The organism is Klebsiella sp. BIGb0407, from assembly GCF_024807845.1.
Taxonomy (GTDB): Bacteria; Pseudomonadota; Gammaproteobacteria; order Enterobacterales; family Enterobacteriaceae; genus JGM124.
The window spans coordinates 703,329-716,443 of the sequence record NZ_JANUEQ010000001.1 but is presented as its reverse complement, the minus strand read 5'-3'; the positions used below and the strand labels follow the sequence as shown (position 1 = coordinate 716,443).

14 protein-coding genes and 2 pseudogenes are annotated in these 13,115 nt (G+C 46.8%); 8 read left to right on the top strand and 8 right to left on the bottom strand.

Going from position 1 to position 13,115, the window contains the following annotated elements:
* The first annotated feature begins 131 nt into the window (after positions 1 to 131).
* Both M2387_RS03430 and M2387_RS03425 read left to right on the top strand, forming a co-directional pair.
* The gene (locus M2387_RS03430) at positions 132 to 815 is read left to right on the top strand and encodes a response regulator transcription factor (protein ID WP_259047185.1); all 684 of its coding nucleotides are present in this window, start codon (positions 132 to 134) and stop codon (positions 813 to 815) included.
* Between the two features lie 2 nt (positions 816 to 817).
* Positions 818 to 2,281, top strand: a complete 1,464-nt coding sequence (locus M2387_RS03425; RefSeq protein ID WP_259047183.1) for a sensor histidine kinase — start codon at positions 818 to 820, stop codon at positions 2,279 to 2,281.
* Positions 2,282 to 2,329: 48 nt separating this feature from the next.
* Here the strand turns inward: M2387_RS03425 and M2387_RS25800 are convergent, their stop codons facing one another.
* From M2387_RS25800 to M2387_RS03405, 4 genes are all read right to left on the bottom strand, one after another.
* On the bottom strand, positions 2,330 to 3,040 hold the full coding sequence (locus tag M2387_RS25800; RefSeq protein ID WP_310572754.1) for a C40 family peptidase: 711 nt from the start codon (positions 3,038 to 3,040) through the stop codon (positions 2,330 to 2,332).
* Positions 3,041 to 3,438: 398 nt separating this feature from the next.
* The gene (gene yciA, locus M2387_RS03415) at positions 3,439 to 3,834 is read right to left on the bottom strand and encodes an acyl-CoA thioester hydrolase YciA (protein WP_259047182.1); all 396 of its coding nucleotides are present in this window, start codon (positions 3,832 to 3,834) and stop codon (positions 3,439 to 3,441) included.
* Positions 3,831 to 4,373 carry a septation protein A gene (locus tag M2387_RS03410; protein WP_259047181.1) on the bottom strand — a complete coding sequence of 181 codons (543 nt, stop codon included), beginning with the start codon at positions 4,371 to 4,373 and terminating at the stop codon, positions 3,831 to 3,833. The genes yciA and M2387_RS03410 overlap by 4 nt, the downstream gene beginning before the upstream one ends.
* A gap of 57 nt (positions 4,374 to 4,430) precedes the next feature.
* Positions 4,431 to 5,174 carry a YciC family protein gene (locus M2387_RS03405; protein ID WP_259047179.1) on the bottom strand — a complete coding sequence of 248 codons (744 nt, stop codon included), beginning with the start codon at positions 5,172 to 5,174 and terminating at the stop codon, positions 4,431 to 4,433.
* A gap of 447 nt (positions 5,175 to 5,621) precedes the next feature.
* Between M2387_RS03405 and ompW the strand changes: the two genes are divergently transcribed.
* On the top strand, positions 5,622 to 6,257 hold the full coding sequence (gene ompW, locus M2387_RS03400) for an outer membrane protein OmpW (RefSeq protein ID WP_259047177.1): 636 nt from the start codon (positions 5,622 to 5,624) through the stop codon (positions 6,255 to 6,257).
* Between the two features lie 117 nt (positions 6,258 to 6,374).
* Positions 6,375 to 6,638, top strand: a pseudogene (locus M2387_RS03395) (recombinase family protein); the annotation flags it as partial.
* A gap of 268 nt (positions 6,639 to 6,906) precedes the next feature.
* On the opposite strand, the gene M2387_RS03390 reads toward M2387_RS03395, so the two are convergent.
* Positions 6,907 to 7,371: a nuclear transport factor 2 family protein gene (locus tag M2387_RS03390; protein WP_259047175.1), complete on the bottom strand. Its 465-nt coding sequence runs from the start codon at positions 7,369 to 7,371 to the stop codon at positions 6,907 to 6,909.
* Positions 7,372 to 7,468: 97 nt separating this feature from the next.
* On the opposite strand from M2387_RS03390, the gene M2387_RS03385 reads away from it, so the two are divergent.
* Complete coding sequence (locus tag M2387_RS03385) at positions 7,469 to 7,870, top strand: winged helix-turn-helix transcriptional regulator (RefSeq protein WP_259047174.1); 402 nt, start codon at positions 7,469 to 7,471, stop codon at positions 7,868 to 7,870.
* A gap of 35 nt (positions 7,871 to 7,905) precedes the next feature.
* Here the strand turns inward: M2387_RS03385 and M2387_RS03380 are convergent, their stop codons facing one another.
* Complete coding sequence (locus M2387_RS03380) at positions 7,906 to 8,796, bottom strand: AraC family transcriptional regulator (protein ID WP_259047173.1); 891 nt, start codon at positions 8,794 to 8,796, stop codon at positions 7,906 to 7,908.
* Between the two features lie 137 nt (positions 8,797 to 8,933).
* Here M2387_RS03380 and M2387_RS03375 point away from each other — a divergent pair, with 137 nt between their 5' ends.
* The 3 genes from M2387_RS03375 to M2387_RS03365 all read left to right on the top strand — a co-directional run bounded on the left by M2387_RS03375 (position 8,934) and on the right by M2387_RS03365 (position 11,153).
* Positions 8,934 to 9,677: an SDR family NAD(P)-dependent oxidoreductase gene (locus M2387_RS03375; protein ID WP_259047172.1), complete on the top strand. Its 744-nt coding sequence runs from the start codon at positions 8,934 to 8,936 to the stop codon at positions 9,675 to 9,677.
* 14 nt (positions 9,678 to 9,691) lie between these two features.
* Complete coding sequence (locus M2387_RS03370; protein WP_259047170.1) at positions 9,692 to 10,090, top strand: VOC family protein; 399 nt, start codon at positions 9,692 to 9,694, stop codon at positions 10,088 to 10,090.
* Between the two features lie 79 nt (positions 10,091 to 10,169).
* On the top strand, positions 10,170 to 11,153 hold the full coding sequence (locus M2387_RS03365; RefSeq protein WP_259047168.1) for a saccharopine dehydrogenase family protein: 984 nt from the start codon (positions 10,170 to 10,172) through the stop codon (positions 11,151 to 11,153).
* Between the two features lie 222 nt (positions 11,154 to 11,375).
* On the opposite strand, the pseudogene arsC reads toward M2387_RS03365, so the two are convergent.
* Positions 11,376 to 11,802: pseudogene (gene arsC / locus M2387_RS03360) on the bottom strand (glutaredoxin-dependent arsenate reductase).
* A gap of 12 nt (positions 11,803 to 11,814) precedes the next feature.
* Complete coding sequence (locus M2387_RS03355; RefSeq protein WP_259047166.1) at positions 11,815 to 13,104, bottom strand: arsenic transporter; 1,290 nt, start codon at positions 13,102 to 13,104, stop codon at positions 11,815 to 11,817.
* Between the last annotated feature and the right edge of the window lie 11 nt (positions 13,105 to 13,115).

The following is a 13,115-nucleotide window of genomic DNA, read 5'->3' as shown; positions in this document are numbered from 1 at the left end:
CTATTAAGTGATAATGATTGTTATTATCCTTTCCATAATAATACAATCAAATTAGCAAAGTCGTTATCAAACGGCTCTGCATAGCATCAGTGTTTTAGATATCGAAAACACTTTATTTATTTGGGGATAATATGCGTGTTTTGATAGTTGACGATGACTCAATTCTTTGTCGCTGGCTGGATGAAAAATTACATACGCATGGACACAGCTGCCAGATAATTCATGATGGAACGCATGCCTTAACGGCCATTCAGGACGCGACCTATGACGTTATTCTGTTAGACAGGATGTTGCCTGGAATGGATGGTTTTACGGTCCTTCGCGAATTACAGGTGATGAGCCATCCCCCGGTAATGTTACTGTCAGCCCTGGATCGGGATATTGACAGAGTTATGGGCCTTGAGCTGGGCGCGGAAGATTACCTGGGTAAACCATTCAATTTTGACGAGCTACGCTTGCGATTAGATATTATCGTCGGTCGTGATAAGCGTAATACGCCTAAAAGTACGTTGTTAACTTTTGCTGATTTAACCGTTGATTGCCTTGAACGTAAAGTATGGCGCGCAGGGAAACCCATCGATCTGACAGATAAAGAGCTTAAGTTATTATTATTACTGATGGAAACCCCCGACAAAGTTGCCAGCCGTACTCATCTGCTTGAGCGGGTATGGGGATATCAGTTTGACCCGCAAACTAACCTTATTGATGTTCATATGTCTAAACTGCGGTCCAAAGTGGATAAGGGCTTTGACACTCCTCTGATTAAAACCCTGAGATCGGTAGGGTACTATCTGGAACACGTCGAGAAGCGCTGAATATGTCCACAAAAGTATTAACCCTTTGTAATGGCTGCCGGACCTGTATGCGTTACTGTACCCTGAAAGTACGTCAGTGGCAGGTACTGGGCGCCAGTCATTATCCCGATTTCTTGCAAACGGCTAATTTCCGTCAGGGAATGACGATTGTCTTTCTTTTTTTAATCGTGGCGATAGCCAGTATGATGGGCTCAAGTAAATTGATTGAGTCTCTGATTCGCGGCCATGTCCACGATGTCATTGTTAATGATATTTATGATTACTCCATCAAGTCCTCATTAAAAAGTACTCCGCTAATGCAGGCTCAGATTAGTCGCGAATCTCTGGAGCACAGCGATAATCTGGCGCAGGTATTGTTGATTGACCCTCACGGCAACATTGTTTACCACTCAATGGCGCTCCAGCAACAGAATACTGGTGGCTGCGGGATGGATGTCTCCTGCCTGAAAAAAATCATTCAGCAAGACGACCATGATAATTTAGTCGGGCTTTCTGTGCTGCTTGATGACGGCGGTATCTTATTTCGTGGTTATCATATCTTACCTATGCTCGAAAGGGTCAAAACCATCCCGCTGGTTGCCGGAGCTGGCGTATTTATTGTCTTACTGATTTGTCTTTATGTCAGCCGTCAGTTCAGTCTGCGGAGCTTGCATATCGCCCGGGAAATACGCGAGGCGCTGAACAAATACAGTAACGGCGATAAACATGTGCGTATGCCACAGTCTGCTTATCGTAATGACTTTGATGCCTTGAGTGCCGATATTAATCAGAATCTGGAACGCATTGAACGGTTGATGGAGCAGGTGCGGAACAATGCCGGGCATATTGCCCATGAACTACGCACCCCGTTAACGCATCTTCATAACCGACTTTATTCCCTGTCAGAAAGAGAAGATTTAACCGATCAAAGCAGGATTGAGATAGATAGTGCGGTGAATGAGGTACAAACTATCTTGACCTTATTCAGAAATGTGATGCGCATTAGCGAAATCGAGAGTGGACGCTGTATCCATCAACTGGGCGACTGTTCAGCCCACAGGTTATTGCAGGATGTGGCCGAGTATTATCAACCCTTGGCGGAAAATCGCTTTTGTTCATTAGTGATTGAACCGAAGACGGATATCCGGCTGTTTATCGACAGAAGTCTGGTTTTTCAGGCACTCGCTAATCTGATAGAAAATGCACTTAAATATGCGGCGGATGGCAGAGTCATCACCCTGGGATATCGTTTCTATCATGGCTGGTTAACCTTATATGTATCAGACCAGGGGCCGGGTATTCCTGACGACTTGCAAGGTAAAGCGATTGAACCTTTTGAGCGGCTGGATAAGCGTTATTCAAGTAACGGCTACGGACTGGGACTTTCACTAGTAAAGGCGATAACCGAATTACACGGAGGGAAGATTAAGTTTGAAAATACTCATCCGGGACTCTGTGTTTATCTTTGTCTGAATCGCTGTCAGTAATTATCTGCTGAATATTCTGCGTGGTAAATAAACTGATTAATAATATGATTAATAGATATTATCTGGCGTCATCACCCGTCGGGCACCGACATAATGATTTTGCCAGTAATTATCACTGAGTTTGCTGATACGGATATCTAACCCGGTTCTGGGTGACTGAATAAACTGATTATCGCCAATATAGACACCAACGTGATCAACATAATCCTGGCGTATCTGGAAGAAGACTAAATCACCGGGTTCCAGTTCGCTGGAACGAATAATTTTGGCGTCGGTCAGATGAAACATGCCTCTGGCTGTTCGTGGGAAAGGGCGCTTAATATGATCTTTATAAGCAAAATAAATAAGTCCGCTACAATCAAAACCGCTGAGAGGTGAAGCGCCACCCCAGAGATAGGGTTTACCTAACTGTTCCATTAAGGTATTCAGGGCAATCTGTCGCGTGCGCAGATATCTGTCATGATAGAGCGGGCGCTGGGTCAGACGACGAAGTAATATTTCAACATCCTGACCTGAACGCTGAATCTGCTGACTGAATGAGGACTCCGGGCGCTGTGCCATCGCAACTTTCTGAAGCCTGGCTTCTTTGAGTAACCCGGTGCGAACCAGCGCTTTACTTGATGATGTGGTTCCTGAAACAGCGCTAATTTGCTGACCGGCAGAGACTTTAACCCGCAGCCCTTTTTTTTCTAATTCAGCCAGATTGTAGTGTTTACCCGGGCGTGAATCAGACTGCTTGTCATTTACTGAAAACTTCACTTGTCGGGTTTCAGTGGGCGTTAGGATGGTGATATCAGACAGCTGGCTCGCAGCGCTTGGAAAACTTATCAGTGAGGAACCTAATAATAAAAAACAACGCGCAGAGGGTGTCATTATCAAACCCGTTAATTACTTACTCGAAAAATGTAATTATTGTCTAAAACAGAGTGGGATAATAGTTTAATAAAGATATATTAAGAAAAATTAATTAATGTTAATTCATACTGTATCAACATATTATAATTAAGGGTATTACAATCAGCGTGATAATAACCTTATTATTTTAACGTTATTGAGTGCGGCTGATATCATTTTATTTATGTGACTTTTTTTATGAGAGTAGTGGGGGAAATAAACGGGTTGTACTGATAAGGTACAACCCGCTTTGGGCGTTAAGCTTAACTGACGGCTGGCAGAGGGCGTGGTTTACCCTCATGGTCTACCGCGACATAGATAAACACCGCTTCAGTCGCTTTATAACGCTGGCCAATAGGTTCACTGGCGACTTTTTTGATCCACACTTCAATATTGATAGTGATCGAGGTTTTTCCGCGTTTAATACAGCTGGCATAACAGCACACCACATCGCCGACGGCGACAGGTTTGAGAAATGTCATACCGTCGACACGTACGGTAACGACACGCCCGTGCGCTATCTCTTTAGCCTGAATCGCACCACCGAGATCCATCTGCGACATCAGCCAGCCGCCAAAAATATCGCCATTGGCATTGGTGTCGGCAGGCATTGCCAGGGTGCGTAGAACTAAATCGCCGCGCGGTAATTCATCAGTCATTCTTTCTTATCCTGTGGCTGCATATGACGGTAAATATAAACTCCGCTTAATAGCGTAAATACCAGCATCATTGCCGTCAAGCCAAAGACCTTGAAGTTTATCCAGAGACTCTCCGATAACCAGAAAGCGACATAGATATTAAGCAGGCCGCAGAAGATAAAGAACAGTGACCAGGCGACGTTAAGCCGAGCCCATACCTGGGCAGGCAGGGTTAACTCTTTGCCGAGAATGCTCTGGATAAGCACTTTCTTCATCACAAACTGAGTAAACAGCAAAGCGATGGCAAACAGCGCGTAGATGATAGTGACTTTCCATTTGATAAATTCAGGATTATGGAAATAAATCGTCAGACTGCCGAATACTGCCACCATAATGAAAGTGACCAGCGTCATTTTTTCTACTTTACGGTATCTGTACCAGCTATAAATCAGAGCAATACCGGTGGCGATGATCAGGGCCCAGGTGCCAGCATAGATATCGTACATTTTGTAGAAAACAAAAAAAACGATTAGCGGCAGGAAGTCGAGAAACTGCTTCATAAATAGGTTCCGTTAACAGATGACGCCTGACCTGAAAGAAGTCAGGCGTCGAAAAGATTAGGGGCGAATCAGCATAAACAGGCGGAATAAGTAGATAAGCAAAACGGCAGAAATCAAATTGCTTATGGTATTGGCGATAACAGCACCCACTTCCGGTGAAAACGCAGCAAAAGATGAGACCATTAACAATAGTGCTGTCTTAGCGGCTAACCAGAGCACAACGGCGGGTGTTACCAGACGCATATTAGCCCATGCCAGCTTAACGCTCTGACGCATTGACTGGAAAATACCCGCTTTGTCCTGAACCAGAATGACCGGTGCCAGTGACAATACAATGGCAAACAGGACGCCTGGTACCACCACAAACATAATACCAATCTGTACCAGTAAGGTGGTGATAAAGATCAGGATCAGCATTTTTGGCAGCACCGGTGCGGCAGCACCAATGGCACGTAATGCACTGACTCGCTGACCCGCAGAGACAATTTGCATTAATACCAGCATACTGCCTGCCAGAATAGCGTTACCAATGAGACCCGAAAACGTTGACACGGCGGATGCTTTTAATAGCACACGCTGCTGCTCGGGTGTCATATTCTGAATCAGGTCAAACAGACCACCGCTACCTGATAAATTGTCGCCTTCACTCAGAATGGCCATTTGCTGTTCTCCGGGCGAAAGAGCATTGCCGAATAACACCGATATCAAGGCGCAAAGTAGTGCAATCAGTAGAATTGTTATGAACTGATGGCGTAAGAAATTTCCCGTGTCACGGTACACAGAACCTGCCGTGATAGACATGCACTCTCCTCGGTATAGCTTGCGGTTATAAATCAACGGGTAATTGTACCCTGGTTGAGGGGCGCTGACATCCTTAACCCCCTGTTCTGTACAGTTAAATTTACTGCATTTGTCGCCGGTTAATATCCTCTGGCACAGTTTATCTCAGGTTTTATTCGCGCTTTGTCAGCAGGTGTAAATATTGTTCGGGATAGCACGCCGATACCGATAAATCCTTTCCATTATATATCCATCACGCGAAAGACGAAAAAAGTTATCGCCAGGATGCCAACAGATGCCGTTTATTGATCCTGGTCATATGTTCCTGGTCCGCTGAGTTTGCGGGTAAATTAACCTGGATCAATGAATGTTAAATTAGACTATAAAGTGTGACGATTGTCAGATCACTTTACATATGTTTATCCGTATATTGGGGGCGCTTAAAATAACCACATAAAAGGGATGGATATGAAAAAGTTGTCTTTGGCATTAGTGGCGTTGATGGGTTTATCGGGTGTAGCTGAAGCGCATCAGGCTGGTGATTTCTTTATGCGTGCAGGGACGGCGACCGTACGTCCAAGCGCCAGCTCAGACAATGTACTGGGCTTGGGTGAATTCAATATCGACAATAACACCCAACTGGGTCTGACCTTCGATTACATGGTGACGGACAACTTTGGTGTCGAGTTATTAGCAGCAACACCTTTCCGTCACAGAGTGGGCCTCGGTCCGACCGGTACCATTGCGACCGTACGTCAGTTACCGCCGACTTTGATGGCGCAATGGTACTTTGGTGACGCGACCAGTAAATTACGCCCTTATGTTGGCGCCGGTATCAACTACACCATGTTCTTTGATAATAAATTCAACGAAACGGGTAAAGATCTTGGTTTAACCAATCTGAGTGTTAAAAACTCATGGGGCGCTGCGGGTCAGGTCGGTATGGACTATATGCTGGATAAAAACTGGATGCTGAACATGTCGGTCTGGTATATCAATATCGACACCAAAGTACGCTTTGATGCGGGCCCGAATAATCACCAAAGCATTGATACCAAGATCAATCCTTGGGTGTTTATGTTCGGTGCGGGTTATACCTTCTAAGGTCTTCTGCAAAACTCTTCTGTAAAACTGGTCACAAAACGGCCAGTTTTTTCCATTCTTTTCCTCTCGTATCATTGTGCCGATCGGTCATCGTTTTTGAGCTGTGTCCAAGTGTAAGTATTACTGGTGGATGAACTCCGCAACCGAAATATTCACTTTCGTGGTCTTACCGACAGCATTGATACATCCAGCCTTATGGGGAGATTTATATTTCATATCATGGTGCACTGGCAGAAATGGAGCACGAGCTGATTGTAGAGAGAACAATGGGATCGGAGCGGAAGGCTAATCGCTAATGGAGTGGATAGAAAACAGGTTGCGATCGTTTATGATGTGGCTGTGTGTAGTTTGTACAACAAATTTTCTGTAAAAAAGAATTAGTATGTTTCGATGAAAAGTATCACACATTGATGTAGCCGCAGTTTTATTTAAAAGTCTGCTCTGTGCCAACAGCGGAAGTAGCTAATCACAGTTTGTGTGGGTCAACGGAGAGCAGGTCACGCATTCTATGCGAAGAACCAAGCCATATCTGAAAAAGAATATTGATGGTAGGAAAAATTTCTCACCATCAACCTTCTTAAGGGGATTAGTCAACACGAGTCTGTCAATTACAATTTTCTAACCGACGATAATATCCCACGCTATCGGCTCAAATCTCCGCCAAAACCGCAGGATCGCCACTCCTCCAGATATTATCCACCGTAATGCAACTGATGAGCCATTGTCCGTTATGTTTTTCCAGCTCAACGTCGTATCGATTTTTCATTAAGTAATGACGGGATGCATCTGATTTAGGGACATGCTGTGCTTCGACCAGTGCGTCAATTTTTGCTTTGTCTCCTTCAATGAAGACGCGGGAATTGCTTACCGAGTGGGTCGTCAAAAGCGAGCTAAGGGAACTCATCAGAGCCGAAGTAATGGTCTCCCTTCCTTTCAGAACGGGATAATCAAAATCCGCTTTTGCTGCAGCTGGCCTGAAATCAGATACCGCATCCGGTGTAAAAACCGAAGCAATCAGGATCGGGTCTTTCATATCAATTCCTGCAGCGTACTGATACAGGGATTCTGTGATCGCAGTTTTACTTTCACTCTCAGTCAGTGTTTTCGATGGCATAGTTAACTCCTTATTTAATGGAGTTATGATGGTATACAATGGATACTTAGTGTCAATCAGGCACTAAGTATCAACCAGGTATACTGAGGTAAACTGCATGCCACCGTTAAAAAGTAAACAAACAGACTCAAAGGTAGTCTCTGGTTTGCTATGTGAAGACCAGATTTCCAGCCGTCTTTTGCTGGACCAGATTACAGATAAATGGTCCATTCTCATTCTCTCATTACTTTGCAAGGAACCCCTTCGCTTCAATGAGATAAAAAGAAACATGGACGGTATAACGCAAAAATCGTTAACACAGTGTTTGCGCAAACTTGAACGCAACGGCATTGTCGGGCGTCGTGTTATCCCGACCTCTCAGGTCGGGGTTGAGTACAGCATTACACCTCTCGGCCGAACGCTTGAAATACCCTTTCAGGCTTTATATAACTGGACTGTTAAATACAGCCCGGCTGTTACAGATGCACAGATTGAATATGACAGCCGTAACCTGGAGTAAACTTTTCCAGATAATAACCTCAGTGTTTTACAACCTCACTCAGATTGACTGCCGCGAAATAGATAGCGTATATCGGCGGTGGGCGAGCGGCCAAACTGGCGCGCGTATTCCCGGCTAAACTGAGTATGGCTCTGATACCCCACAGACAAAGCAATTGTCGTTACACTCTCACCTGAAGAGGAAAGTCTGAGCCGTGCCTGCATCAGGCGCATTCTTTTTTGATACTGCACCGGGCTTAACGCTGTTACCGAACGGAAATGTCTGTGGAATGCAGAAACACTCATCGCAGCCATTTCTGCCAGTTCTTTAACCCGAACCGACTGCATATAGTTCTGCTTTAACCAGTTAATCGCTTTGTGGATGCGTGCAAGATAAGTGTCCGGTGTTGCGATATCACGTAGCATCCAGCCCAGCGGCCCCTGAAGAACCCGGAACAGAATTTCGCGTTCATAAACCGGGGCCAGAGCGATAATTTCGTCCGGCTTATTCATCAGGCTGAGCATTCGTAACCACGCATCCAGTAATTCTGGCGTCACTGGCGCGACTGAAAATCCGGTATGGCAGTGATTTGAAATACCAGAATCTGGAAAACCTGCCAGCAAAGTCGCGAGTATTTCCGGTTCAGGGGTCAGGCTGACGGCAAGATAGGGCGCATGGGTATGTTCATCGGCAAAGACCTGGCCTACCGCCGGTAAATCCACTGACATGACAAAGTAAGTCGCTGGATCATAGCGCAGAGTTCTGTCCCCAACCGTCATGCTTTTTGAGCCCGTCAGAATGAGATTAATCATCGGTTCATATACGGCAGACAATCTGTGTTCAGGGATTTCTCCCTGCACCATTGCCACTCGTGGAATGCCAGTCTCGGTGCGTTGATTATCCGCGCCGGAAGTCAGCAAGCGTAATTTTTGTAATTGTGTTTCCATGCCCGATTGATAACACGTCCCCCCGAAGACAACAAGAGACAGGCAGGATTAGGCAACTTCGAAAGAGGATCGCATCAGCCAGACACACCACATACGAGTAACCTGTACTTCGACATCCTGATATCGAAGAGGTTTTTATGAAAAATATCCTGATCACCGGCGGCAGCCGTGGTATTGGTGCCAGTACCGCCTTAGCCTGCGCCAGTCGTGGATACCGGGTGATTTTGACCTGGAACAGCCAGCCGGAAGCCGCTGACAAGGTTGTGGACCGAATCAAGGCGGAAGGTGGAGAAGCCATCGCGTTAAAGCTGGACGTGGGCAATTCTGACAGCTTTGCAGGTTTCTGTTCAGATCTAAAACAGACCATGCTAAGCCGCTGGCGTGATGCGGGTCTTGACGGTCTGGTTAATAATGCAGGATATGGGCTATATGCTCCAATTGAGAACGTGACTGAAACGCAGTTCGACAACCTGATGACTGTGCATCTAAAAGGACCTTTCTTCCTCACGCAGACATTACTTCCCTTACTGCGTCACGATGCCGCCATCGTCAATATCACCAGTGCTACCACACGAGTAGCTACTGCGGGTGTTGCACCTTACGCCACTTTCAAAGGCGGCCTTGAAGTCCTGACCCGCTATATGGCGAAAGAATTTGGTGAGCGCGGCATTCGGGTTAATGCCGTCTCTCCGGGGGCAATTCGCACAGAGTTGGGTGGCGGGCTTAATGATGAATTTGAAAACTTACTCGCCTCACAAACCGCACTGGGACGTGTTGGCGAACCTGAAGAGGTCGCGCGAGTGATTGTATCCCTGCTTTCTTCTGACAGTGGCTGGATCAATGCGCAAAGCATTGAAGTGTCTGGCGGCTATAACATCTGATCACGGAGTATTTTATGCTGGACCACATCTTTATTACCGTAAGTGACATTAATCGTTCGGTTGCCTTCTACAACACAGTGCTTCCTGTACTGGGCATCGTCAACCGCCACGACTATGAAGGCAGCGAAGGGCCCTCGGGTCATCCTGACTTAAAGGGATTCGGTGCCAACGGACGAATTTTTTTCTGGCTCAGATCGGGCACACCCTCCCCGGATGCTGTTCATATAGGGTTCGTGGCGGATTCTGAAGCCATGGTAAATCAGGCTTACAAAGAGGCTATCGCAGCGGGTGCTACAGAAATTCATCCGCCGGGTGCGCAGTTGCACTATGACCCACGCTATTACGCAACCCAGGTCAGGGATCCTGATGGTTACAGCCTCGAGTTTGTCTATAAAAGCTGGCAACACGGGTAGTAACAGCAATCGTTAATCAGGAATGATAATAGCTTCAGGTCCCTCTTACTTTGTCACCTCAGTCAGGAAAAATGATTAAATGAAAAAACTGATGATTTATGGCGCAACAGGTTATACCGGTAGCATGATCGTGCAGCACGCATTAGACGCTGGACTTCAGATAATTATTGCCGGTCGCAACCAGCAAAAACTTGCAGAAATGGCATCAGAGAAAAACCTCCCCTTTCGCGTATTCGGGCTGGATGATCCTGACCTCATTGATAAGGCGTTGGCCGACATTCACGCTGTTATTAACTGCGCCGGTCCGTATATGTATACCGCACGGCCGTTGATGGAAGCCGCAATCCGTCAAAAGCGTCATTATATGGATGTGGCGGCCGAACTGGACAGCTATCAGCTTGCAGAAACACTGGATAAGCCGGCATTTGAAGCAGGCGTGATGCTGCTACCCGGCTGTGGAGGGAGCGTGGCGATGCTGGGATGTCTGGCTGCTCATGCCGCTGCAAGGATCAATAAACCTGTCCACATTTCACTAGCATTGAATGTCACCGGATCGATGTCGCGCGGATCGGTGGTTAGTGCAACAGAGAATGTCTCAACTGAGTGCTTGGTTCGCCGGAAAGGCCACTTGCTGCAGCGCGAGTCCTCTGAGCTTAAAGACATCGATTTTGGCAAAGGGTCACAAGCCTGTTTTCCCGTTACACTGCCTGATCTCATCACTGTTTGGAAAGCAACAGGCATCGCTGATATCGAAACCTTTGTACACGTCACCGGAGAAGGTTTCCCGCAGGGAGTTCAGGCAGAACTTCCGGATGGGCCGACCGTTCAGGAGCGTGAAAACAACCGTTATCAGGCTGTAGCGGAAATTGTGAATGCTGAAGGCAACACCTTGCGCCTCCTGCTGGATACAGTAAATGGCTACAGTTTTACTGCAATGGCTGCTGCTGAGGCGGCACGCCGTATCTTAGCCGGAGAATCGTCTCCTGGATTCCAGACGCCAGCCGGATTATTTGGAAAGGGCTTTGCAGAAACCATTGCTGATACGCGGGTTACGGAGATGTAGACAGGCCTTTTAATAACGATGATTTAAAGCCTGCTTGTTAGCAATGTCCGCTTTTCGCTCACAGCGGACTTTCAGCCCATTCAACGTGTCAGCTTCGAGCCAAAAGCACACATCTAAGAACAGAATACGGAAGTTGAAGACTAGGATATCGTGGCTTACTAATACCCGGATGACTGTTGTAAAAAGGGCGAGTCCACGCGCCCTTCATTATCAGGATGATATTTAGTTAAGTCTTTGCCCCTTTTCATCCGTAACTTTCTCACCGTCCTTTTTTTGTAAACGCGCCGTTCTGTACATCAGGAAGAATATTCAGCACTGTTTCAGAAGGTCGGCATAACAGGGTTCCCAGTGGGGTCACTACGATGGGACGGTTGATCAGAACAGGATATTGCAACATAAAATTGATTAACTGGTCGTCAGTAAACCGGTCTTCCGCAAGATCCAGTTTTTCATAGGGTTCAACATTTTTTCGCAGCACTGCTCGTACCGAAATATCCATATCCGCAATGAGCTTTACTAGTTCACCGCGCAACGGCGGGGTATCCAGGTAATAGATAATTGTTGGCTCAACACCGCTATTACGGATCATCTCAAGCGTGTTGCGTGAAGTTCCACAGGCTGGATTGTGATAGATGGTTATATTGCTCATATCAGTATCTCATTACAGAGTGACGGAAAGCCGCACTGCCAGCGCGGCCAAAGTGACAAACAGCACTGGTATTGTCATCACAATGCCCACCCGGAAGTAATATCCCCAGGTAATTTTGATATTTTTCTGTGCCAGTACATGAAGCCACAGCAACGTAGCCAGACTGCCAATAGGTGTAATTTTAGGGCCCAGGTCGCTGCCTATGACATTGGCATAAATCATCGCCTCTTTGATAACACCGGTTGCGGCGCTGCCATCAATCGACAGAGCCCCGACAAGCACAGTGGGCATATTATTCATCACCGATGACAGGAAGGCTGTCAGGAAGCCGGTTCCCAGCGTAGCTGCCCACAATCCATGCTCTGCCAGCTCATTCAGCAAGGACGAGAGATAGTGGGTAAGACCGGCATTTCGTAAGCCGTAGACCACCAGATACATCCCAAGCGAGAAGATAACGATTTGCCAGGGTGCACTGCGCATCACTTTTCCCGTATCAATGGCATAGCCTTTTTTTGCAACGACAAACAGGATAAATGCGCCAGTTGCAGCGACCAAACTGACCGGAACCCCCATAGGCTCTAATCCGAAAAAACCCAGCAGAAGCAATACCAGAACCAGCCAGCCGGCTCGAAAGGTATTCATATCACGTATCGCATCTTTCGGTTCTTTCAACAGAGAAACGTCGTAAACGGCGGGAATGTCTCTGCGGAAAAACAAATGTAGCATTACCAATGTTATTGCAATCGCTACCAGGTTAACTGGCACCATCACGGCTGCATATTCAGAGAAACCAAGCTTAAAGAAATCCGCAGAGACAATGTTTACCAGGTTTGAAACAATCAGCGGTAAGCTTGCGATATCGGCGATAAATCCTGCTGCCATAACAAACGCCAGGGTTGCCGCCCGGCTGAATCCCAGGGCAAGCAGCATGGCAATGACGATAGGTGTCAGGATCAGTGCTGCACCATCATTGGCAAAGAGCGCCGCGACCATAGCACCAAGCAACACAATCCAGGTAAAAAGCAATCGTCCCCGACCATTTCCCCAGCGGGCAACATGCAGCGCGACCCATTCAAAGAAACCGGATTCATCAAGCAGTAGACTGATAATGATCACAGCAATGAAGGTGGCAGTCGCATTCCACACAATCTGCCAGACCACCGGAATATCTCCCAGATGAACAACCCCAGAGAGTAATGCCAGACCTGCACCCAACATGGCGCTCCAGCCGATCCCCAGTCCCCTGGGTTGCCAGATAACCAGTATGAGAGTGAACAAAAAAATAATACCTGCCAGTAACATCAGGACCTCAT

Bases quoted from the DNA above. Each gene is read 5' to 3' on its own strand.
- M2387_RS03380 (WP_259047173.1), bottom strand. From the start codon at position 8,796: ATGGAAACACAATTACAAAAATTACGCTTGCTGACTTCCGGCGCGGAT.
- M2387_RS03365 (WP_259047168.1), top strand. From the start codon at position 10,170: ATGAAAAAACTGATGATTTATGGCGCAACAGGTTATACCGGTAGCATG.
- M2387_RS03425 (WP_259047183.1), top strand. From the start codon at position 818: ATGTCCACAAAAGTATTAACCCTTTGTAATGGCTGCCGGACCTGTATG.
- M2387_RS03430 (WP_259047185.1), top strand. From the start codon at position 132: ATGCGTGTTTTGATAGTTGACGATGACTCAATTCTTTGTCGCTGGCTG.
- yciA (WP_259047182.1), bottom strand. From the start codon at position 3,834: ATGACTGATGAATTACCGCGCGGCGATTTAGTTCTACGCACCCTGGCA.
- M2387_RS03390 (WP_259047175.1), bottom strand. From the start codon at position 7,371: ATGCCATCGAAAACACTGACTGAGAGTGAAAGTAAAACTGCGATCACA.
- ompW (WP_259047177.1), top strand. From the start codon at position 5,622: ATGAAAAAGTTGTCTTTGGCATTAGTGGCGTTGATGGGTTTATCGGGT.
- M2387_RS03355 (WP_259047166.1), bottom strand. From the start codon at position 13,104: ATGTTACTGGCAGGTATTATTTTTTTGTTCACTCTCATACTGGTTATC.
- M2387_RS03405 (WP_259047179.1), bottom strand. From the start codon at position 5,174: ATGTCTATCACGGCAGGTTCTGTGTACCGTGACACGGGAAATTTCTTA.
- M2387_RS03385 (WP_259047174.1), top strand. From the start codon at position 7,469: ATGCCACCGTTAAAAAGTAAACAAACAGACTCAAAGGTAGTCTCTGGT.
- M2387_RS03410 (WP_259047181.1), bottom strand. From the start codon at position 4,373: ATGAAGCAGTTTCTCGACTTCCTGCCGCTAATCGTTTTTTTTGTTTTC.
- M2387_RS03375 (WP_259047172.1), top strand. From the start codon at position 8,934: ATGAAAAATATCCTGATCACCGGCGGCAGCCGTGGTATTGGTGCCAGT.
- M2387_RS03370 (WP_259047170.1), top strand. From the start codon at position 9,692: ATGCTGGACCACATCTTTATTACCGTAAGTGACATTAATCGTTCGGTT.